The organism is Streptomyces sp. TS71-3 (assembly GCF_018327685.1).
Taxonomy (GTDB): domain Bacteria; phylum Actinomycetota; class Actinomycetes; order Streptomycetales; family Streptomycetaceae; genus Streptomyces.
Map to the genome: position 1 here is coordinate 552,965 of NZ_BNEL01000003.1, position 20,412 is coordinate 573,376.

17 protein-coding genes are annotated in these 20,412 nt (G+C 67.9%); 7 read left to right on the forward strand and 10 right to left on the reverse strand.

Annotated elements, in window-relative coordinates; translation table 11 throughout:
• Nucleotides 1–123: 123 nt before the first annotated feature.
• Together murQ and Sm713_RS26790 are read left to right on the forward strand one after the other, a co-directional pair.
• On the forward strand, nucleotides 124–1,203 hold the full coding sequence (gene murQ, locus Sm713_RS26785) for an N-acetylmuramic acid 6-phosphate etherase (RefSeq protein ID WP_212912635.1): 1,080 nt from the start codon (nucleotides 124–126) through the stop codon (nucleotides 1,201–1,203).
• A gap of 570 nt (nucleotides 1,204–1,773) precedes the next feature.
• Nucleotides 1,774–2,313: a hypothetical protein gene (locus Sm713_RS26790; RefSeq protein WP_249416707.1), complete on the forward strand. Its 540-nt coding sequence runs from the start codon at nucleotides 1,774–1,776 to the stop codon at nucleotides 2,311–2,313.
• Nucleotides 2,314–2,668: 355 nt separating this feature from the next.
• Here Sm713_RS26790 and Sm713_RS26795 read toward each other — a convergent pair whose 3' ends face one another.
• Nucleotides 2,669–2,878, reverse strand: coding sequence for a hypothetical protein (locus Sm713_RS26795; protein WP_212912636.1), 210 nt, complete (start codon nucleotides 2,876–2,878; stop codon nucleotides 2,669–2,671).
• 279 nt (nucleotides 2,879–3,157) lie between these two features.
• On the opposite strand from Sm713_RS26795, the gene Sm713_RS26800 reads away from it, so the two are divergent.
• Together Sm713_RS26800 and Sm713_RS26805 are read left to right on the forward strand one after the other, a co-directional pair.
• On the forward strand, nucleotides 3,158–4,012 hold the full coding sequence (locus Sm713_RS26800) for a helix-turn-helix transcriptional regulator (protein WP_212912637.1): 855 nt from the start codon (nucleotides 3,158–3,160) through the stop codon (nucleotides 4,010–4,012).
• Nucleotides 4,013–4,025: 13 nt separating this feature from the next.
• The gene (locus Sm713_RS26805; RefSeq protein ID WP_212912638.1) at nucleotides 4,026–4,226 is read left to right on the forward strand and encodes a DUF397 domain-containing protein; all 201 of its coding nucleotides are present in this window, start codon (nucleotides 4,026–4,028) and stop codon (nucleotides 4,224–4,226) included.
• 73 nt (nucleotides 4,227–4,299) lie between these two features.
• Here Sm713_RS26805 and Sm713_RS26810 read toward each other — a convergent pair whose 3' ends face one another.
• The 5 genes from Sm713_RS26810 to Sm713_RS26830 form a co-directional block, all read right to left on the reverse strand.
• Nucleotides 4,300–4,902 carry a 3'-5' exonuclease gene (locus Sm713_RS26810; protein ID WP_212912639.1) on the reverse strand — a complete coding sequence of 201 codons (603 nt, stop codon included), beginning with the start codon at nucleotides 4,900–4,902 and terminating at the stop codon, nucleotides 4,300–4,302.
• Nucleotides 4,899–6,077 carry a radical SAM protein gene (locus tag Sm713_RS26815; protein ID WP_212912640.1) on the reverse strand — a complete coding sequence of 393 codons (1,179 nt, stop codon included), beginning with the start codon at nucleotides 6,075–6,077 and terminating at the stop codon, nucleotides 4,899–4,901. The genes Sm713_RS26810 and Sm713_RS26815 overlap by 4 nt, the downstream gene beginning before the upstream one ends.
• Nucleotides 6,077–6,643: a nucleoside-diphosphate kinase gene (locus tag Sm713_RS26820; protein WP_212912641.1), complete on the reverse strand. Its 567-nt coding sequence runs from the start codon at nucleotides 6,641–6,643 to the stop codon at nucleotides 6,077–6,079. The genes Sm713_RS26815 and Sm713_RS26820 overlap by 1 nt, the downstream gene beginning before the upstream one ends.
• A complete protein-coding gene (locus tag Sm713_RS26825) occupies nucleotides 6,640–7,647 on the reverse strand; it encodes a thymidylate synthase (protein WP_249416709.1) in 1,008 nt (335 codons plus the stop codon). The genes Sm713_RS26820 and Sm713_RS26825 overlap by 4 nt, the downstream gene beginning before the upstream one ends.
• Before the next feature lie 74 nt (nucleotides 7,648–7,721).
• A complete protein-coding gene (locus Sm713_RS26830; protein ID WP_212912643.1) occupies nucleotides 7,722–8,522 on the reverse strand; it encodes a TauD/TfdA family dioxygenase in 801 nt (266 codons plus the stop codon).
• A gap of 169 nt (nucleotides 8,523–8,691) precedes the next feature.
• Here Sm713_RS26830 and Sm713_RS26835 point away from each other — a divergent pair, with 169 nt between their 5' ends.
• Together Sm713_RS26835 and Sm713_RS26840 are read left to right on the forward strand one after the other, a co-directional pair.
• Nucleotides 8,692–9,111, forward strand: coding sequence for an NUDIX domain-containing protein (locus Sm713_RS26835; RefSeq protein WP_212912644.1), 420 nt, complete (start codon nucleotides 8,692–8,694; stop codon nucleotides 9,109–9,111).
• A gap of 6 nt (nucleotides 9,112–9,117) precedes the next feature.
• Nucleotides 9,118–10,281 (forward strand): helix-turn-helix domain-containing protein, encoded by a 1,164-nt coding sequence (locus tag Sm713_RS26840; protein ID WP_212912645.1) that lies wholly within the window; start codon nucleotides 9,118–9,120, stop codon nucleotides 10,279–10,281.
• A 338-nt stretch (nucleotides 10,282–10,619) separates the two neighbouring features.
• Here the strand turns inward: Sm713_RS26840 and Sm713_RS26845 are convergent, their stop codons facing one another.
• Nucleotides 10,620–14,045 (reverse strand): tetratricopeptide repeat protein, encoded by a 3,426-nt coding sequence (locus Sm713_RS26845; RefSeq protein ID WP_212912646.1) that lies wholly within the window; start codon nucleotides 14,043–14,045, stop codon nucleotides 10,620–10,622.
• Nucleotides 14,046–14,812: 767 nt separating this feature from the next.
• Entirely contained in the window at nucleotides 14,813–15,073 is a 261-nt protein-coding gene (locus Sm713_RS40705) for a hypothetical protein (protein WP_249416710.1), read from the reverse strand.
• A 63-nt stretch (nucleotides 15,074–15,136) separates the two neighbouring features.
• On the opposite strand from Sm713_RS40705, the gene Sm713_RS26850 reads away from it, so the two are divergent.
• Entirely contained in the window at nucleotides 15,137–17,194 is a 2,058-nt protein-coding gene (locus Sm713_RS26850) for a tetratricopeptide repeat protein (RefSeq protein WP_249416711.1), read from the forward strand.
• A gap of 160 nt (nucleotides 17,195–17,354) precedes the next feature.
• On the opposite strand, the gene Sm713_RS26855 is transcribed toward Sm713_RS26850, so the two are convergent.
• Together Sm713_RS26855 and Sm713_RS26860 are read right to left on the reverse strand one after the other, a co-directional pair.
• The gene (locus tag Sm713_RS26855; RefSeq protein ID WP_212912647.1) at nucleotides 17,355–18,008 is read right to left on the reverse strand and encodes a hypothetical protein; all 654 of its coding nucleotides are present in this window, start codon (nucleotides 18,006–18,008) and stop codon (nucleotides 17,355–17,357) included.
• A gap of 488 nt (nucleotides 18,009–18,496) precedes the next feature.
• The gene (locus Sm713_RS26860) at nucleotides 18,497–19,702 is read right to left on the reverse strand and encodes a hypothetical protein (RefSeq protein ID WP_212914861.1); all 1,206 of its coding nucleotides are present in this window, start codon (nucleotides 19,700–19,702) and stop codon (nucleotides 18,497–18,499) included.
• Nucleotides 19,703–20,412 lie beyond the last annotated feature (710 nt).

Genomic DNA, 20,412 nt, shown 5'->3' on the forward strand with positions numbered 1-20,412 from the left:
GCATGTGACATCGACACCCATGTGACATTGCCCCCCCATGACATTGACCCCCGTATGGCATCGACACCCATGTGACAACGGCACCCATGTGACAACGGAAAGCACCGGAAAGAGCCGCACGCCATGACCTCCACGCCCGACGACCCCACCACGCCCGACGGCGCTGCCAAGCCCGAGGGCGCCAGTGCGCCCGCCGGCGTCACCGCCCCCGGGGACACCCCCGCCAACTCCGGCGAAGCCCTCGCGGGCTCCGGCGACACCCCAGCGGGCTCCGGCGGCCCGGAGACGTACTCCGCCCTGCGCGCGGAGCTGGCCCACCTCACCACCGAGGCGTTCCGGCCGGAGCTGGCCGAGATCGACCGGCTGCCGACGGAGGAGATCGCGCGGATCATGAACGGCGAGGACGCCACCGTCCCCGCCGCGGTCGCCGCGCGGCTGCCGCAGATCGCCGCGGCCATCGACGCCACCGCCGACCGGATGTCCCGGGGCGGCCGGCTGATCTACGCGGGCGCGGGCACGGCGGGCCGGATGGGGGTGCTGGACGCCAGCGAGTGCCCGCCCACGTTCAACACCGACCCGTCCGACGTGGTGGGCCTGATCGCGGGCGGCCCCGGGGCGATGGTGACCTCGGTGGAGGGCGCGGAGGACTCCGCGGAGCTGGCCGCCCGGAACCTCGACGACATGGCGCTGACCGGCAAGGACGTGGTCGTCGGCATCTCCGCGTCGGGCCGCACGCCGTACGCGGTGGGCGCCGTCGAGCACGCCCGCGCGCGGGGTGCCCTGACCATCGGCCTGTCGTGCAACGCGGACAGCCCGCTGGCGGCGGCGGCCGAGCACGGCATAGAGATCGTCGTCGGCCCGGAACTGCTCACCGGTTCCACCCGCCTGAAGGCGGGCACGGCACAGAAGCTGGTCCTCAACATGATCTCGACGATCACCATGATCCGCCTCGGCAAGACCTTCGGAAACCTGATGGTGGACGTCCGCGCGTCGAACGAGAAGCTGCGCGCCCGCTCCCGCCGCATCGTCGCCCTCGCCACGGAGGCCCCGGACACGGAGATCGAGGCAGCCCTGACGGCCACGCACGGCGAGGTGAAGAACGCCATCCTCATGATCCTCGGCAAGGTCGACGCGACGACGGCGGAACGGTTGCTGTCCCGCACGAGCGGGCACTTGCGGGAGGCACTGACGGAGGCGGGGTAGGCGGCGGCCTCAGACCCGGAGAACGGGGGCACCCCCCGAAGCGGGCACGGGCGAAGGGGGCACGGAAGCGTAGGCCTGCGCCCCGAAAGGGGCGCGGGGTGGGGGTACCTCCCACGCCCTCAAGGCTGTGGGGGAGCGAGCAAGCGCCATGGCCGGACGATCCCGCAACAACCGGAACCACCCCGCCCGGAGGGCACCCCCCGGCAGGGAGCCAGACCCCGCCGGCAGGGGGGCCAGACCCCGGCAGGGGCCACCGCACGGCGGCGCAGCCACGGAAACGGAACGGGCGCCGAAGTCGTACCCGCGGCGCCACCCCCTCCCCCGCGGGGCGGAGGCGGATGAGCCGGCCGGCCGACGCGGCAGCGCCCCGCACCGCCGGACGATCGGAACGTGACGCACGCACAGGAACGGACAACGGCCGAACGCCGGAAACCCACAGGTGAACCCCCCGGGGAACACCCCGCAGAACACGCAGGGGAATACTCAGCGGAAGACCCCGGGGAACGCACCCGGAACCGCACCCGGAAGCCCGCCCTCTCCTCACGCCTGCACGGCCGCACGGCCGCGAACGTGCCCCGCTGGGCGGTGCTCGCGGCCTACGCCGCCGCTCTCACGACCCTGCCGTCGGGCATCTGGCGCATCGCGGCGGTCACCTTCCACACCCCGCTGCTGGAGCACCCGGCGCGGGAGGTGGACGGCCACGGCCCGGTCGTCTTCACCGGCACGTGGTACGTCGTCGCGCTGACCGTCGTCAGCGAGGCCCTGGCGTTCCTCACGGTGGGCCTGGTGAGCGAGTGGGGCGAGCGCGTACCGCGCTGGATCCCCCTGCTGGGCGGCCGCAGAATCCCACCACGGGCCGCCACGATCCCCGCCGCCCTCGGCGCCACGACCCTCACCGCGCTCTTCCCCTACGCCCTCCTCATGCTCTCCCTGGGCCGCACCCTCAACGGCTCCCCCGGCACCGGCGTCGTCCTGCACGGCTGGCAGATCCCGGCGTTCGTCATCGCGTACGCGCCGTTGGCGGCGTGGGGGCCGCTGTTGGGGGTGGTGACGGTGCATTACCACCGGCGCAGGGCGAGGCGGGCGGGTCGAGCGGCGCAACCCCGCTGAGCCGACGGAAAGTGCGAGCCATGGCGCCCCCAGCGCGAGGACCTACCTGCCCGTTCCCCTCCGGAGCGCGTCTGTGAGACGTCGAGCCGTCTGAAGGTTGCAGCGGCCAAGCTCGACCAGTGGGCGCGGCCAGGCGTCCGCATACGCGGCAGGCTCCACGCACAGCGACGGCAGGGTGATCCCGAACGCGTGCAGTGCAGCCCACAGTTCGTCACGCACATTCTCGGCTTCCTTGATCCGCTCGGCCGCGGTCACCGGCCGTTTGCCGTTCGTATTTCCATCTGTCTCTACCACTAGGGTCATCCATTCGTCGTCGCGTACTGATGTGGCTCTGGCTGACCTTCGCTACGCCGCGTCATGAACCGCCCAGCCCGCTTTCCGAGTGCCGCAAGTCGCCGTAGCGGGTGTGCCAGTGCCGTTCGAGGTCCCCCGGATGGTCGGGATCGGCGAGGCAGATCCACGTTCCCGGCTGGGGTTGGTGGGTGATGATCCCGTTTCGCTTGTTGCGGATGTCGTATGCGGTGTCTCCCTCAAGGAATACGTCAGCGCCCGCCTTGTTGGTCATACGTCCTCTTCCTGTCGTCTGGGGTGGTTCTCGCACCCTCCGCACGGGTCTCTACGCCGGCTTCGCTTGCCGTGGCGTTGGCCGCACACCGAACTCCCACGCTCAACACATGGGCATGCGGCTGCACTTCGGCCTGGTGGGGCTCCGTCCGACGTAGCATCAGACCATACGGTGCACGGGTGTACCGGTGCAAGGGTTCACCTAGGAGGCTCCACGAACTGGTGGACCGTGCCCTGGCCGCGGGGGAGACTGACACCCACCGAAGGAGGAAGGTGAGGAATGCCGCCGAGGGATTACCCGACCGCACGACAGGCTCGACTTGGGGCGGAGCTCCGCAAAATGCGCGAGAGCGCCGGGAAGACAGCTGTGGACGCGGCAGCTCTAATTGCGGCAGATCGAACAAGGATCAGCAACATCGAAGCAGGGCGCCTAGGAATCAGCGAAGAACGCATCCGGCGGCTGGCGACGTTCTACTCGTGCGACGACGCAGCATATGTGGACGCGCTGTGCGCAATGTCCAGAGAGCATCGCGGACAATTCTGGTGGGATGAGTACAGGGGAATCCTCGCTCCAGCATTTCTCGATATCGCCGAGCTGGAATACCATGCCACTTACCTTCGGTCACTCCAAACGGTTACGCTGCCTGGACTAGTCCAAACAGAGGACTACATGCGCGTCATCTTCAACGGGGCGACCCCGAAACTGCCCACCGAAGAGGTGGAGGTACGTACCGAGCACCGCATGCGACGCCGGATCATCTTCGAAAGAGACCCATCGACCCCGCTCGAAGCGATCATTCATGAGGCCGCGCTACGCATGAAGTTCGGCGGGCGAAAGGTTGCAAGGGCACAGTTGGAATACCTCCTGGAGTGCACGGAGAGAAAGAACATCACAGTTCGGGTGATCCCATTCACGAATGAGACGTTCATCGAAACTACACATCCGGTCTTGTATGCGGGTGGCGTCGTTCCACAACTGGACACCGTTCGGGTCGACAGTCATCTGGGCGACCAGTTTATGGACTTGGAAACCGAACTCAGGAAGTGCCGGAGTCTATTCACCGTAGCCGAGCAGGTGTCACTCGACCCCGACGATTCTCAACAATTGATTCGCGGTATCGTAGCTGAAGCATGAAAGGAAGCAGGAAGTGAACGAAGAAATCCGATGGCAGAAGTCTTCTTTCTCCGGCGCAAATGGAGCAGACTGCATGGAGATAGCACACATGGATGACCGTATTCTCGTGCGAGAAAGCGACGATCCGGATCTGATTATCACCACCAACCCTGAGAAATTGCGTGCATTTATTCTAGGTGTGAAATCAGGGGAGTTCGATCACTTTGTGAACTGACCAGGACAACGCAGACCGCCGCACCGTACTTTGATGTGTTGTGATCGTGTCCGCAGAGAACGCCAGTCATAGGTCACCAGAGAGTCGGTTGCTCTCCCGGTTCGGGTGCGCCGGGCAGGCCGGGCGGTACGGCTACAGCGATGAGCTGGTCCCAGGTGCCGTAGTGGTCAGCCATGGACACGAGAAGTTGCGCCGTGGCGTATGCGTCATATGTGGCGCGGTGCCGCTGGCCGGAGGTTGCACTGAGGTCCGGCTGGATGTCTTCGATCAGGGCATCGAGAGTGTATTTCGGCAGGTGCGGGTAGGTGGCTTTGGCCAGCCGAAGTGTGTCAAGAACGCCGGCCGGCTGCCACTGCGGCAGATGCGCGGAGAGCACCCGGTAGTCCACTTGGGCGTTGTGGGCGCAGATCCACGACGTGCCGAGGAGGGTGAGGACCTGATCGGCGATCTCCTGCCAGCCCGGCTCGTTCTCCAGCCGCTGGTTGGTCAGGCCATGGACGCGAGCGGCGTAGGGGGTGACCGGGCGCCGTGGTCTGGTCAGCCATGCCCCGGCCGTACTTGTGTCCAGCCGCCCGTCGCGGACGGGCAGGGCGGCTACTTCAACGAGGTCGGGCGGGTTGGTGCCGTTGCCTTCGACATCGACCACGAGGAGCGGGGGCCAGGAGGAGAAGTTCATCCGGGTTGGGGTCCGTTCTCTGCCGGCCAGCCGATGGAAGCTCGGCCGTGCCGGCGGTAGTGGTGGGGCTTGGCGCGGTCGTGGCACTGGTAGCCGAAGCCGTGCTGGAGGAAGTACCTCGGCGGCTCGTCCAATCCCTCGACGACAATGGCACGGTCGGTGACCTCTACCACGCCCGTCGCGCCGACGCGTCGCGCCTCTTCGGTGACGGTTGTCGGTTCGGGTTTGTCCCAGGCTGCCTGGCAGCGGGCGATCTGCTCTTCGGGGCAGATGTCGCACAGCTCCCGGATACCGAAGTGGCCGTTGTAGTCGGCCTCGCCATGGGCGTACGCGACCCCGCAGGAGGTCTTGCGGAACAGGGCACCCCAGGAGTCGCCCTTGTGGAAGGTATCGAGTATGCGCTGCTCGGCGGCCTCGGGCATGATCTTCCGCCGCGCCGTCGCCTCGTACGGCATCGGCAGCCCGTGCGTCTCGTAGTACGCCTTGATCTCGTTGCGGAAGAAGAGTCCGGTGAAAACGGTGGCGTGCGCATGGTGGGACAGTTCCCGAGCACGCTCAAGGTGGGCGTCTGAGTCGTTCAGGCCGGGCACGACCGGTCGCCAGTACAGGACCGTGCGGTACCGCTCGGCGTGCTCGTGCAGGGTACGCAGGCTGCGGGCTGCGATGGCGGAGTCCACCGGCTCGATGGACGGGTTGTCGATGCCTGAGTGGGTGACCAAGACGGTCAGGCGTAAGTGCTGAAAGGAATTGAGCAGTGCACAGTCTTCGGCCGTGGTCCGCCAGCGGGTGATGATCAGGACGTGATTGGTCAGGCCCTGGTCGTCCAGATGGCGCAAGACGGTGAACAGGTGAGGCTTGACCACCGGGAGCATGGGGTCGGTCGCTCGGTTCAGAAGCTGGAGGGGCGTGGTGTGCGGGCGGAAGTACTCGTGGCTGACGAGGGCTGCGACCGCTGCTTCGTCGCTCATCAGCCGCCGCGGGCTCTTCATCCCGAAGTTGTCGAACAGGTGACGTACGCAGTAGCCACACTCCAGGGGACAGCCCACGATCCAGTTCAGGGACAGCCCCGACTTGCGGTACTCGATCACGTCGGCCAGTGCTGGCTTGAGGGCGCCGATCTCGTCCGAGCTGAGAATCGGCAGGGCTCGGCGCTGGGACGGAATGGGAGCGGTCATCAGTCCTCCAGGGAAGTAGGGCTCTCGTGTGCCGTCTTCGGGACGATCAGGTCGCTTTGGCGGGCGCCGTACCAGGTGCCGAAGTCGCGGCACGCCGCGCCGGGATCATCCGAGGTGTGCACGAGGTTGTTCACAAGGCGGCGTTCAGTGAGCGCGGCGTCATGGCTGTCGCGTCCGAGGTCGCCACGGATGGTGCCGGGGCGGGCACGTGATGGGTCCCAGTGGCCAAGGAGGCTGCGCAGCCGAACGGAGATGCCGGCTGGGCCGGAGGCGAGGGCGACGGTAACCGTCCGGCCGACGTACAGCTCATCGAGGGCGCGGGGGATATCCCGGTCGGCGAACCAGTCGCGATCGACGAGTAGGTCCCCATAGTGCACGTGGATCTGCCATGCGGCCACGGTCACGTCTTGGCGTCCGAGGATCGTCACGTCAGGCAGGGTGAGGCGCTTGAGGATGGTGGACACGAGCCCGCGTTGCTGGGCGTCGGGCTTGCAGAGAATGATCGACCAACGATTCCAGTCGACGCCGTCCACCACGGCGCCGCTGACGGAGGGTTTGCGCTTCATCGGCTCTCACCGCCGTGAGTAGAGCAGGCCGGCCAGCGGTGGGAAACGAGCCACTGTAAGCCGGGATCGAGTGCCTGGAGGATGCCGCTGGCCACTCTTTCGACCTGGTCGTGCTGAAGCTGGCGGTAGGCCTCGAACAGCAGCAGGACTTGCTGCCAGTACGGCTCAAACCCAAGGCTCGCGATGTCATGAGCGCTGTAGTGGGCCTGGTTTGTACGCAGGGCATCCTCATGGTGGAGCAGACGGGTCACGGTCGCGGCAGTGGTCGTCGTCGGCATCGCCGGGAACGGAAACCGAAGCGCGGACCCACGAGTGGCAACCTCGTGCAGCACGCGCCGAACACGGGAGGTGTTCCGTTTGTTGACGTGGGCCGAGCCGATGAAGTGAATGTACGTGCCCAGCTCCAGACCTAGCTGGATGGCGGCATACTCCTGAAGCATCGTGAAGGAGAACACGTCGGACAGCAGTCCACCGTCAAGATCGTTGGCTCGCATGTTGCACACCATGTGCAACCGTCCGTCTCGCGGGAGAAGATGGAGTCCGGCCAGGCATGCCACGTCGGGGTTGTCGCTGATGGCCAGCTCCGCCACGGAGAAGACCGGCAGATAACCACGCTTGGAGTCAGTCTCGGTGCGCAGCAGTTCCAGGACTCGATCGAAGGGCGAGACTGCGTCGGCCGGTGCTGTGTTGAAAAGACTGTGGCCGTACGCGGATCCCCCGAGATGGAGGTCGTCGGCAGAGCTGGACCTCATGGAGGGTGCGTAGTAGCCGATCATGGCCAGGTCCCGACGCCCCGCGAGGTGCCACAAGGTTTCGGCGAATTGGAAGACAGGGTTGATCTGGCGCTGGGCCAGATAGGGCAGTCGTTGGCGAGGATCGACCAGATGGAAGCCCACGCCGATCACCTCGCGCGCGTCATTGCCGCGCGAGGTGATGTGATGTTCATAATCCTCGGTCGCTAGCTTGAGCAGCGCAAGGTAGGCGTCCTCAAAACTGTTGAACATTGGCATCCTTGGCAATGAACACCTTCCAGATAGTTTTCCGCTGAGGGGAGCGCAAAGTGGTGCACCTACGCGCGTCATCCCGCCTCTGTAAATACGGGTCGGGGGACGGGCGATCGGGCGGGCATAAACCCCCGGGGCATCGGGAAACGGGGATATCCTAGGGCGCGCCAGCAGAGCCGATCTCCGACGAAAGCACGCCGTCCGTGCAGCCAGCGTTCGTTGTCCAGGAGGTATCCCTGGCCGGGCGCCAGGGCCAGCGAAATCTGATGTTGTACAGCCGTGGCCCGCAGCAGAGGGACGTACGGTTCAACGGTCGGGGTCCAGCGCGCGAGTCCATCGAGGCGCAGACGAACGGACACCCGATGGTCTCGGTGGATGGTGAAGACCTCCGCTGCCTGACCGTCTCCATCTCCGAAGTAGGTCGTGCGTGGCTGGGCCAGTGCCTGCGCGGCCTCACGATCGCCTGTGATCAGCTGGGTGTGCACCGCTTTGCCATCCGTGAGCAGGCATTCTCCGCCCTGGTCGGCGGCCTTCCCGCACACTAGGAGTACCAGACGGGGCGGATCGGGTGTGCCGGAGCGATCGGTGTGCAGCGCGAGTTCGCCGTCTCCGAACCCGGCGAAGCCCTCTCGGTGAGCGTGGCGCCCGGTGTCGCGGATGGCGGTGAGCCCGTCCGAGTCGCTGTCACGGTGCCGCGCCAGATCCATGATCCGGGCGGCGAACGCGAGCACCGCGGAGCGCGAGGTGAGCCCGTCGAGGCTGACCAAGCCCACATCCCGCAGCCGAGCTGCGATCGCCGCTTCCTCTGCCATCGTCGTGAGGTCGATGCGGTAGCGCGCGAACTCACGGACGTAGGGCTGGCGTGCTCGACGCATCACGGATCTCCCTCTCGGCGATGTGGGTATCCACTGTTCGGAATTGATGGATCTGAAGTACAGCGACAGATTGTCGACTCGACCAATTCACCCATTTCAGGCTTCTGATGCTGGGAGGCGTGGTACGTTCCGACCTTCTGACCGCCTTCGGTGCGATGAAAGGAGAACGATGGTGTACTCGCCCCCGACCTGGCCTGTCTCCGTCAAAGGTGTGGCGTTGGACAGCCGGCGGCGCGTACTGCTGTTGAAGAACGAGCGGGAGGAGTGGGAGCTACCTGGCGGCAGGCTCGAACCCAGCGACCCAACGCCGAAGTCAGCCGTGGAAAGGGAGATTGAGGAGGAGACCGGCTGGGCGGTGAAGTCAGGCCCTCTCCTGGACGTCTGGATCTATCAGCCGCTGCCGGCGACCATGCCCGATCGGCGCGTTGTCATCGTCACATACGGCTGCAACGTCACCACTCCGGACATGGAGCCGGTGATAAGTCACGAGCACAAGCAACTCGGCATGTTCACCGCCGATGAAGTATCCCGGCTGACCATGCCCGAGGGGTACAAACAGTCCATCGCCACCTGGTACGAGCGGATGTGACCAGCCATGGCGAGTCGGGAAGTGGCAGGTCGCTCGCAGCACGCCCTGTGGCATTGGGCCACCCCGCAGGCCGGGGCGGTCCTCGCCACTCGCGACCTCGGCACGATCCTGCGCTTCCACCGCACCGTGCACGGCCTGAACCAGACCGAACTCGGTCAACTCCTCGGCTACGACAAGACCTATGTCTCGCTCCTGGAGCTGGGTAAACGCAGCATCGATGACATCGGTTCTCGTCGGCATATCGCCGCGGCGCTGCGCCTTCCACCCCATGTTCTCGGTGTCACCGACTCCGCCGACATCGACCACCAGTCCATGCTGCAATTCGGCGAGTCGGCGGTCCGACTCGCCGAGATCGCCCGCCAGACCGGGCATGCCTCCGAAGCCGTCGCGGAACTGTGGCCCCTCGTCGCCCGGCTGGAAGCAGGCATGGAGAACGGGCACACCGAGCGGGAGGTTCTGAGTCTCCTCGCCCGCGCACGCGTCGGACTCGGAGTCGCTCTGGGCAACGTCCTGCCCGAGGAACGCCTGAGCACCGCCGCGCACTGGACCGCCAAGGGCATCGGGATCGCCCGATATTTCGAGGATCCCGCTTTCACCTCATACGTGCTGCGCATGCACGGCAACGAATTGCGTAAAGCAGGCATCCTGGGAGCCGCTGTCGATCGACTTCTGCGCGCAGTGGCCCTTGCACCCGACCAGGCAGCCCGCGCCGCCGCTCTCCCCCTCCTCGCCCGCGCCGCCGGGGCCCTCCGCCACCGTGAACTGTTCGACAGCGTGATACGCGAGACTGACCGACTTCTCGAACAGGTTGAACACACGTCACTGTTCAATCCCTGCGCCATGCACGAGATCCGGCTGCGGGGGCTTATCTCAACCGAGAGAACAGCCGTTGCCATTCGACTGGTTCAAAATGGCAGCCCTCCACCGACCACCACCGTCGCACCGCAATGGCGTGTGATCGAACTCATTACCGTGGCCCAGGTGCTTATCACCGCCAATGACTGCGATGGCGCCGTAGAGTCTCTACGCACCGCCATCGAGGAGGCGGTGCGCCAACGGCTTCCGCACCAGTTGCAGCGCATCATACGGGCGGCGCAGAGTCGGCTGCCGGAAATCAGCGAAGCCGCAAGCCTTGCATTGGACCGGATGCGGCTAGAAATGGCCGCCTAACCTGACGTGGCGGCGTTAGACAATCCTTCACACTATGTCTTCTATAAGGGGTTCGGTGTTGCAAGGCTGCCACGAAACAGCCTGATAGACATGCGAAGGCTCCGAGTGCTCGAATATCAGACAAAGCCCGCAAGCCGTCCATGCAATTCCCATAACGAGCCATGCACCTATGCTCCGGCTCTTCCCTGCACGCGAGGATGACGTCGTGCGCACGCGTGTGCCCCTACCGCTCAAACGATCATGAGGGACGCACTGTACCAGGAGTCACGGGCGATCACCGAACGTGTCCAATATCGTATATTTTATGTCTGGCAGTGCCGTTTTACACGTCTGGTGTGCTACTCACCCCGTGCCGCGCGTACAGCTCCCGCGCGCAAGCGGAGCCGCTGCGCCTCCTCCGGGTTGTCCACGGTCATGGAGTCGCCGGCCCGCTCAAGTAAGTTCAGCGCATCCGAGGAGCGGCCCAGCGCTAAATACACGTCCGCAAGGACCTCGCGCACCCGAGCGTATTCACCAACGTCATTGGTCCGTTCCGCGAGCATGGCGGCGGCACGGAGGTTCCGTCCGGCTACGTCCAGCCGACCCGTGCGAAGATCAATGTATCCGAGCCCACGATGCGCCATCGTCTCCTCGCGCAAAGCCCCGATCTCATGAGCAATCTTAAGGGCAGCCTCGTGGCACTCGCGTGCTTCCTCGAACCTCCCGAGCTCACCGAACGACTCACCCATTCCGTTCAATGTGTTCGCCTGGTTCTTTACATCACCCAGCACCCTAAAGGAACTGAGGGCATCTCTGTGTAGCGAAATCGCCGCTACTGCATCTCCGGATTCCTTGAGGAGATCGGCAAGACTGGTATGAGTAGAAGCCAGCTCTTGCCTGCTGCCAGACGCCTGAAGAAGAGGGATTGCCTCTTCGAACATTTCACGCGCCAAGCCGGTATTGTGATTGGCCGCAGAAAGCGCTCCGGCATTGCTTAAAGCCCTGCCGAGCCTCCGACCGTCACCAGCCTCACGGAATCCCTCAATAGCCTTTCGGAAGTACTCAGAAGCGCTTGGCGAATCCCCTAAATGCACCTTCACAAGTGCCAGATTGTTTTCAATTCTGGCACTCGTCCACCTGTCAGACGATTTCCTACTCAGTTGGTAAGCGGCCTCGAGCAGTGGGAGACTTCGGCGATACTCACCGATCTGCCACTGCACCAGCCACACGGCAAGCAGCGCCTCTACTTCAGCTTCCTTGTCACCACCATCACGTGCCAACTGCAGGCTTTCGTCAGCCGTTCCGGCAGCTTCCGCGTACTCTCCCAGGTGTGCGTGGCTCGCGCTCAACGCAAGAAGTGAGCGGCTCAAAGCGGCGGAGTGATCCTCCCGCCGCCAGTATTCCGCGGATGCGGCAGAAACCTCCTTCGCCTCAATCCAATGCCCCTCGGCTTCGAGGAAGGAGGCCATGTATTGACCAAGCAACGCAGCACGATCTTGAGCGCCATGAGTGCGAGCATGCAGTTCGGAACCGAGCAGAGCCTGACGCTCTGCCTCGAACCATGCTCTGGCGGCAGTGACTGACGCCTCGAATGGCAACTGCTCCACCTCGGGAAGGTCGTAACCGACACTAAGTGCCGTGCTGTGCGGATAGGCCAACCGGTCGGCCCGTTGTGCTGCACCGATATAGAAGAGCGTCAAGCGGGTCATGGCGCGGGTGCGCTCGTCCGCGCTGTCCTCCGAATGGAGCAGCAAGGAGGCATACTCGCCGAGAAGATCATGGAACCGATACCTGTTGGCCGCCACCTCCTGCAAGAGACTGCTGGACAGAAGAGCCTCCACCAGTCGTTCCGCCCGCGGCAACGAGAGATCCAGAAGTGCCGCCGCCGCTTCGGCCGAGAAGCCGGAGCCGGGGTGCAGGCTCAGCAGGCGGAAGCCACGGCTCTCGTCCGGGCCCAAGGAGCGGTAGGACATGGAGAACACGCGGAGTACGCCGCCCCTCTGGTCGCCCAAGTCGCGGAGTTCGTCCAGGCGACCGGGACTGCGCGACAGGAGTTTCGTGAGAGTGCCGAGTTCCCAGGTGGGACGCCCGCGGAACCGCATGGCGGCCAGTTCGACAGCTAACGGAAGATAGCCACAAAGACGAACAATACGCGCAGCTTCTCCTACATCTCGCGCCCGTTCCTCCCCGGCCAGTCGCCGGAACAGCACGATCGCGGTCTTCTGCGGCAGCGCTTCCAACCTCAAGGTGTGGGCATCCGCCAGCCCTGCCAGATATCGCCGGCTGGTGATCACCATGGCTGATGCCGACTCCCCCGGCAGCATCGGCGTTACCTGTTCCGCATCGGCCGCATCGTCCAAGACGATCACGCAACGACGCGAAGCGAGCATGGCCCGCCACATGGCAGCGCACTCGTCGACGTCCACAGGAACGGATTCGGCCGGGGCCCCGAGCGCACGCAGCAGAATGCCGAGCGCGGTCTCCGGCCTGAGCGGGTCCTTTGAACCGTCGTGGCCTCGGAGATCGACGTACAGTTCGCCCGACGGGAACTCTCCGGACAGCTGTGCCGCAGCGCTTATGGCCAAGGCCGTCTTCCCCACTCCCGGCATCCCGGAGACCGTCGCGAGTCTCCCGGGCGCTCGCCTGCCGGAAGTGACGCGCAGGACCTCGGTGAGCTGGTGCAGTTCCGACTGGCGTCCTTCAAGAACGGTTTGCCGGGGCAGCATCTTGGGCCGGGGCACATTCGGCGTCTCTGCTTCGCTGTCCCGCGATGTTTCCTCTCCCTTCGGTGACTGCTCGGCGCCCACCGCCCTTGCCGTTTCACCACCGCCGGTGTCGCCGGATGCGGACGTGCCCAGCCCGCTCCTCCGTGTAGGGGCGACTGAGCCCTCTGTCGATGCCGAACCCGGGGTCCGCTGTTGAGCCGAGATGATCGATGGCCCAGAAGACGCTCCCGGAACCATCTCGTGCACCATCTGCCGCACCGGACGCCCAGCGACGACACCCTCGTAGACGCGGGCAAGAGCAGCACCGGGTTCGGCGCCATGCTGCGATCGCAGCCACTGATTGAGGCGTTGGTAGAGGCGCACGGCCTCGCTGTGCCGATCACTTCCGTAGCAGGCGAGCATGAGATAACTGGCGAGTTGCTCATCCGACGGGTTCTTCTCAACCAGTTCGGATAGCTCCGACACGAGGGTCTCGAAGTGGCCGAGACGCAGTGCAGCAGCGCTTGAAGTCACCATCGCCCCCAGGTACTCCGCTCGCAGCATCCTGCGCACCCGCGTGGGCCAGACCCCGGGCAGACCGGCGAGCGGCTCACCGCGCCACAGTGCCCGTGCTTGTGCGAGAAGTTCGACGGTGCCCTGGTCGTCGCCTTTGGCCGACGTCAACCGTGCCTGCTCGCACCGTAGCCTGAAGCGGTGCCAATCGACGGATTCGGGCGCGGCCAGCAGCGTGTAGGTATGCGCACGGGTGTCGATGGTCGGCACGTTCCTGCTGGGCACGTTGGTGCCCTCTCCCCCAGCGTCGGGCGCGGCTGGTGTGGTCCATCCCGCTTCCGCCGCTTCGCGTAACTGCCGCCGGGCGCGGGAGACATGGGAGTACAGGAGGTCTTTGTTCTGGGGTGGATCGCCGTCCCAGAGCCGTTCCATCAAGGTGTCCCGGGAGATCGGCCGACCGACCTCCAACGCCAGGGCAGCCACGAGGCAACGCACCTTATCGGAAGTCAGTTCGAATACGTGGCCCCCCACAGTCAGCTCCACCGGACCGAGCAGCAGGATTTCCATCGGCGACCTCCCCCGTCCGTTTGCGTGGGATCGTCGGCACGTCGGAGTGTCGGCGCACTTGTGAGCGATTTATTTCATTTCTGACCGAGGATTGCACGTAGTTTGAAGTCCCCGCCAGAGCACATTCCCGGCAATCGGACGAGCGGCTGGCCGATATTCGCTCCTATGTTCGCAGCAAGATCTCCGAGCACAGATCGCGATGGCGCACTTCCGTACCGCCAGCCCCATTCAGCCTCGGAACAGGGAACTGTCACTAGTCCAGTCACGGCGACGTCTGCCCTCGACGCCGGACACAACCGGGCAGAACTGTGTTCGCGACCGGAAGAGTCCGTTCGCCCACCCCTTTGGCATATGCCAATGATTCAATTCTGTGCGGGAATGCAACAACATGGACGTTTGGCTTGGCTGCGTGTCAGTCATCGTTCTGCTGCGTTATGGGTAGCAAACAGACAGGAGCGACCCTTCGGGTCATCCCAGTGGCAGGGACCGCGAGGCGGTGGGTCGAGAACGCAGTCGGGGGCCGGTGAGACGGCCGTGTAGCCGGGGGGGGACAGCGTATGGATGCGGTCACACGTGCCGACGTCAGAGCACTGATCGTGCGGTCCCTCGGCGAGGCTGGCGAGGACCGACACGATCCGGATACGGCGGGTGGCGCGAGCGTCGAGGGCCGCTATCTGCGGCAGTCGTTATCGCTGCTCGTGCAAGGCATTGCACCACCGCCCGAATCGGCCTCCTGGGCGCAAGGCCACCTGGCTCCCGCCCCCGGGTCAGAGCCTGATGCCCCGGCCCCCCACCTCCCAGACCTCTGGTACCGGGTGCTCGAGGCTCCCCACGACCCGCACCCCGTGCGTGCCCTCGTCGACGAACTCTTCGCCGAGGCACGACGACGACCGGTCCTGATGACCGCGCTGGCGGACCTCGTGCAACTGGTGGCGGATCCTGTCCTGGACGACGGAACGGTGCGGGCAGAGCCTGCGAGCCCGCCCCCATCTGTCACCAGCACTATCTCTGCCGGAGCTCAGCTCCACGGCCCGACTGTGCAAGCCGGCGACGTGCACGGTTCGATCCACATCCATACCGCAGCACCCGCAGTGTCAACGCCGTCGAACACTCCACCTCCGAGCCTCTCACCGGCACCTCACCAGCTTCCGCCCGTCCTGGCCAACTTCGCAGGCCGCACCCCCGACCTCGGCGCGCTCGACACGATGCTCGGGCGGAAGCCGGGAAACGCACCGCTACTGCTCGTCGTCAACGGGCCCCCGGGCGTCGGCAAGACGACCCTCGTCTCCGCGTGGCTGCACACCGTGGCGGAGGAGTTCCCGGACGGGCAGATGTACGCGGACCTGCGCGGTCACTCGGCCGAGCGGCCCGGGCAGCCGGCGGAGATCCTGGGGCAGTTCCTGCGGGCCCTGGGTGCCGCCTCCGTTCCCGCCGGAGCGAGCGAGCAGGTCTCCCTGTGGCGGTCCCTGACCGCCGGGCTGCGGCTCGCGGTCATGCTCGACAACGCCTTCAGCGCCGCTCAGGTCCGTCCGCTGCTGCCGGGCGGGCCGGGCAACGTCACCGTGGTCACCAGCAGGAACCGGCTCACGGGGCTGGGCGTGGACGGCGCGCGGTTCCACCCGCTGCGGGTGCTGGGCACCGGCGCGGGACTCGAACTCCTCGCCAGCGGCATCGGAGCGCAGCGCGTGGCGGCCGAGCCTGCGGCGGCACGGCGCGTGGCGGAGCTCTGCGGAGGGCTGCCGCTCGCCCTCTGCCTGGCCGCCGCCCGCCTCGCCGCCCGTCCCCGGCAGCCCGTCCAGAGCATGGCCGACGCCCTCGCCCGCGACGCGGGCCCGCTCGCCGTCCTCACCGTCGAAGGAGAAACCGCGGTGCGCAGCGCCCTCGACCTCTCGTACGCCGCCGTGAGCGACGGCGCCGCCCGCCTCTACCGCAGGCTGGGGGTGCTGCCCACAGGGACGTTCGACACCCGCGTCTGCGCGGCGGCCGGCGCGCTCCCCGTCGACGAGGCGGAGCTGCTCCTCGACGAGCTGATCGAGGCCAACCTCCTTGAGGACTCCGGACCGGGCCCCGACACCTGCCGCTTCCACGACCTCGTACGCGAGCACGCCCGCGAACGGGCCGCCGCCGAGGACGGGTCCGGGCAGACCGCCGCGGAGAGCATCCGGCGGGTCTGCGAGCTCCACCTCGCCACCGCCACCGCCGCCGAGCAGCTGCTCACCCCGGAACAGCTCGTCCTCTCCCGCGACTACGCGTACCCGACCGGCGAACCGGCCGGGTTCGGCGGCGAGGCCCAGGCCCTGCACTGGCTCGACACGCAGCGCCAGAACCTGATGGCCTGCGTCCGGGCCGCGGCGGAACACGGGTGGTACGACACCGGGTGGCAGCTCGTCGACGCGTGCTGGCCGCTGTTCCTGCGGCTGCGCCCCTACGACCTGTGGATCGAGGCCCACGAGATCGGCCTCGACTGCGCCCGCCGCTCCCGGCACCGCGAACAGCGCGAGGCCGAGCGGCAGATGCTGAACTCCGGCGCCATCGGCCTCACCGCCGCCGGCCGCACCGGCACCGCCATCGCCTGGTACGAGGACGCCCTCGCGGCGGCCCGCGCCGCCGGTGACACCCGGGACGAGGGCCAGGCCCTGCACGGCCTGGGCACCTGCCACCACGACGCCGGACGCCCCGAGGAGGCGGCCGCGTTCCTGCACCGCGCGATCGACACCTGGCAGAGCTGCGGATACGAGCGCGGAGTGGGCCTGTCCCTGATCGTGCTCGGTGAGGTGCTGCTCGGCACCCGGCAGCCGGCGGAGGCGATCGACCGCCTCACCCGCGCCCACGGCATCCTCACCGACGTCCACGACTCCCACAGCACCGCCCGCGCGCTCGCGCTGCGCGGCCGCGCGAGGGTGGTCGCCGGCGACCACGAGGCCGGGGTGCGCGAACTCGACCGGGCGTTGGGCGTGTTCAGTGCCGCGGGCACGCTCTACTGGCAGGGCAGGACGCTGGAGATGCTCGGCGACAGCGCCCTGGAACGGGGCGACCGGGCAGCCGCCCTGGACCACTTCCAGCAGGCCATCACCCGCTACGAGACCACGGGGCCGACGGACGCACGGCGCGTGCGGGAACGGTTGAGCGAGGTGCCGGGGCGGGAGTGAGGCGCCGTCCGCCCCCGGTGGCCTGGGCGACCCGGGCCACCTGGGCCCCTTGGGCCCCTTGGGCCCACCGAGGCCACTGGGCGGCCCGGCCCGGATCCGGCCGCACCCTCGGCCGGCGAGCCGACCCGTCCGGTGGTCGGCCCGCCGGTGTGCCGAGGTCTCAGCACCTGAGGAGGACGGTGGCCGACGCCAGTTCGCCGAGGTTCCGGCCCGCCACGAGCCAGGCGTGCAGGCAGGACGGCAGGAGCAGGTGCGGCGAGGGGTGTGAGGGGCCGCCTACGCCGGACACGGCAGGGGACCGGCGCGCCCCGTCCGCCCCGGCACCGTCACCGGTATCCGAACCCGTACCCGCTCCCCCGGCCCCCGCCGTGCCGCCCGCGCGCACGTTCGCCGCACCCGCACCGGCCGGTGACCGCCACGCGGTCCTGACGTGGTGGACGTCCCCCGCCGGCCGGGCGACGGACCAACCCCCGTCGGTGCGCGGCACCGCCGCCAGCAGGCATCCGGCGTGCCCCGCCGCCAGCTCCACCGCCGCCTCCACGGAACGCAGCGGGGAACGCGGCCGGCCGCTCAGCAGGACGTCGGCCTGATCGCACAGGTCCCGGTTGCCCCGGTGGGGCGGTGCGCACCCGGCGCCGGGCACGCCTCGCACGGCGCCCTCCCCGCAACCGCCGTGCCGGAGACCGTCCACGTCCGCGACAACGTGCTCGTCCAGCTCGTGGAACCACGCCCCCGGCTCCCCGTTGACCGGCACGCCGGGCGCCTCGGCCTCCCACGCAAGCAGGGAGTACCCGTGCGGGCGCGCGGACCCCATCTGCCGTGCGCCCTCCGCGAAGCTCCGGCATTCCGCAAAGCTCCGGCATTCCGCAAAGCCCCGGCACTCCGCAAAGCCCCGGCACTCCCCGAAGCCCCGGCACTCCGCAAAGCCCCGGCACTCCCCGAAGCCCCGACACTCCGCAAAGCCCCGGTCCTCCCCGAAGCCCCGGCACTCCGCAGAGCTCCGACTCCCCCCGAAGCTCCGGCCCTCCCCGAAGCCAGGGCCCTCCGCGAAACGCCCGTTCCCCGTCCCACTCAAACCCTCCACACCCGGCCGCGAACCCGCGCCGGTGCGCCGCCCAGGCACGCCCCGGGCCACGGGAGTCGCCGCCCCGGGCCCCCGGACAGCCCGAAGATCCGGACCCCCGTCTCCCCCGGGCACCACCGTCACCACGAGCGCCGGCTCCCGAACGCAGCGGGCTCGCAGGGCGTCCCGCACCACCGCGTCGGGTACCTCGCCCAGGGCCGCCACCATGACGCAGCGCATCACGCCGACACCTCCGCAGGCCCCGCGCCGGGGCGCCCGGGGCCCACGCCCGGCGCCGTCCAGGAGTCGAGCGCCGGCGGCAGCGGGAGCGGAACGGTCACCGGTTCGTGGGCCGGCTGCCCGAGGCCGAGGAGCCGGTACATCAGGCGGCGCATGTTGCGGTTGAAGCGGCCCGGCTCGGAGGTGATCCGGGCGGCGACGGCGGCGTACTCGTCCCTGCGGTACTCGGCCAGCGCGTACTCCAACTGCTCGGGGAGCGTGGGAGTCGGCGAGAGCGCGGGCGCGGTCGTGGCGAGGGCGGCGGCGGGCGAGGCCGGGTTGATCTCCTGTTCCGGCGAGGCCGCCAGCAGGATCGGCGCACCGGTCAGCGTGCCGTACAGGGTGACCGAGCCGTGGTCGCCGATGATCCAGTCACCGGCCAGCAGCACGGGGCGCCAGTCGGCCTCTGGCGGCACGACCGCGACCCCGCGCCGCATCCAGTACGCCAGCCACGTCCGCACCTGCCAGGCGCTGTGTCCCGACCACACGTTGGGGTGCACCAGGACGGCGATGCGGAACCGGTCCGCGGGCAGCTCCGCGGTCAGCCGGGGCAGCAGCGCTTCGATCCGCCCGAACGACGAGTGCGGACCCCATGTGGACACGGCGACCACCAGGTGCCGGCCGTCGTCGGCACCGAGCGCACGGCGGTACGCGGCGCGGTGCGGCAGGCTCGCGGCGATCCGGTCGTGGACCGGGTCCCCGACGACGCTGGCCACCGGCAGCGCCTCGGGGCAGCTCTGCGCCAGTACCCGCAGTTCGTCGGAGTGCGGCAGCACCAGCGCGGCCGGGAGGGTGCGGCCGTCCGGCAGGATGTCGCGGCGGCGCAGCCCGGCTACCCCGGCCTCCGCGGGGCCGGCCTCCGTGATCCGCTTGAGGTACGCGGCGCCGTGCGGCAGCGCGACCAGTGGCGCCTGGACGTCGCAGACACCGCCGGGGCCGGCGGCCAGGGCGAGATCGAAGGTCATCCTGGTGGCGGTCTCCCAGGGCACCACCGCGCTGCCCAACCCCGCCAGGAAGCGGGGCACCTCGTCACCGAAGACGTGCGGCGGCGCGGTGAACAGCACCTGGATCCGGAAATCGGCCTCCAGCAGCGCGAGGACGTCGAGCAGCCGCTTGACGTACGTGACGGTGTGCACGATGGCCAGGACGCGCTTGGTCCCCACCATCGTGAGCCACTGGCGGCCGGAGGACGGGCCGCCCGCGGCTGCCCGGCCGCCGGCGGACCCGTGCGCGCCGGCCTCGCTGCCCTGGTCTCCGGGCAGCCCGGGCGAGGGCGGCGATGTGGCGGTGTTCCAGACGGACATGACTTCCCCCGTGCTTCCTCTGCCGCCGCGCGGAGGGACTCCCCGGTGCCGGCAGATCGATCGGAACGTTCGGCTGACGGGGCCCGCGGTCCACAGGCCCCGCAGGGGGTTGTCACCGGTCGGTCCGACGGATGGCCTGCCAAATGCTCGACCAACCCTTGCCGTTGCCTTGCAGAAACCTTGCCGGGCCCCGGCGGCCGGAGCACACCGGGCGCAGTGGGGGGGGCTCCGGGGCTCGACACGGCGCGGTCCAGGGCGCACGCCGCGCGCTCGCGACGCTCCGCAACGCGCCGGCGCCGCCTCGCCGCACCGGGGGAACAGCCACCCCCTCGCACGCGGAGTGGCCGACGCGAGTCGCCGGCACCGCCCACCTGCGGTCCGTGCTCACCGCGGCGGGTGTCCGCGGACGGTCGTCAGGCGAGACTCCCGGGCCGGCCGCCTAGGTCGTGTCCGGCGGATCTTCGTGGGCCCGCGACTCCCCCACTGCCTGAAGGGCGTGGGTGGGGGTACCTCCCACGCCCGTTCAGGGCAGTGGGGGAGTGCCCCCAGTACCGCACCTCGCCGCGTTGTCG

Bases quoted from the DNA above. Each gene is read 5' to 3' on its own strand.
- murQ (WP_212912635.1), top strand. From the start codon at position 124: ATGACCTCCACGCCCGACGACCCCACCACGCCCGACGGCGCTGCCAAG.
- Sm713_RS26795 (WP_212912636.1), bottom strand. From the start codon at position 2,878: ATGACCAACAAGGCGGGCGCTGACGTATTCCTTGAGGGAGACACCGCA.
- Sm713_RS26800 (WP_212912637.1), top strand. From the start codon at position 3,158: ATGCCGCCGAGGGATTACCCGACCGCACGACAGGCTCGACTTGGGGCG.
- Sm713_RS26810 (WP_212912639.1), bottom strand. From the start codon at position 4,902: ATGAACTTCTCCTCCTGGCCCCCGCTCCTCGTGGTCGATGTCGAAGGC.
- Sm713_RS26815 (WP_212912640.1), bottom strand. From the start codon at position 6,077: ATGACCGCTCCCATTCCGTCCCAGCGCCGAGCCCTGCCGATTCTCAGC.
- Sm713_RS26820 (WP_212912641.1), bottom strand. From the start codon at position 6,643: ATGAAGCGCAAACCCTCCGTCAGCGGCGCCGTGGTGGACGGCGTCGAC.
- Sm713_RS26825 (WP_249416709.1), bottom strand. From the start codon at position 7,647: ATGTTCAACAGTTTTGAGGACGCCTACCTTGCGCTGCTCAAGCTAGCG.
- Sm713_RS26830 (WP_212912643.1), bottom strand. From the start codon at position 8,522: ATGCGTCGAGCACGCCAGCCCTACGTCCGTGAGTTCGCGCGCTACCGC.
- Sm713_RS26835 (WP_212912644.1), top strand. From the start codon at position 8,692: ATGGTGTACTCGCCCCCGACCTGGCCTGTCTCCGTCAAAGGTGTGGCG.
- Sm713_RS26840 (WP_212912645.1), top strand. From the start codon at position 9,118: ATGGCGAGTCGGGAAGTGGCAGGTCGCTCGCAGCACGCCCTGTGGCAT.
- Sm713_RS26845 (WP_212912646.1), bottom strand. From the start codon at position 14,045: ATGGAAATCCTGCTGCTCGGTCCGGTGGAGCTGACTGTGGGGGGCCAC.
- Sm713_RS26855 (WP_212912647.1), bottom strand. From the start codon at position 18,008: ATGGGGTCCGCGCGCCCGCACGGGTACTCCCTGCTTGCGTGGGAGGCC.
- Sm713_RS26860 (WP_212914861.1), bottom strand. From the start codon at position 19,702: ATGGTGGGGACCAAGCGCGTCCTGGCCATCGTGCACACCGTCACGTAC.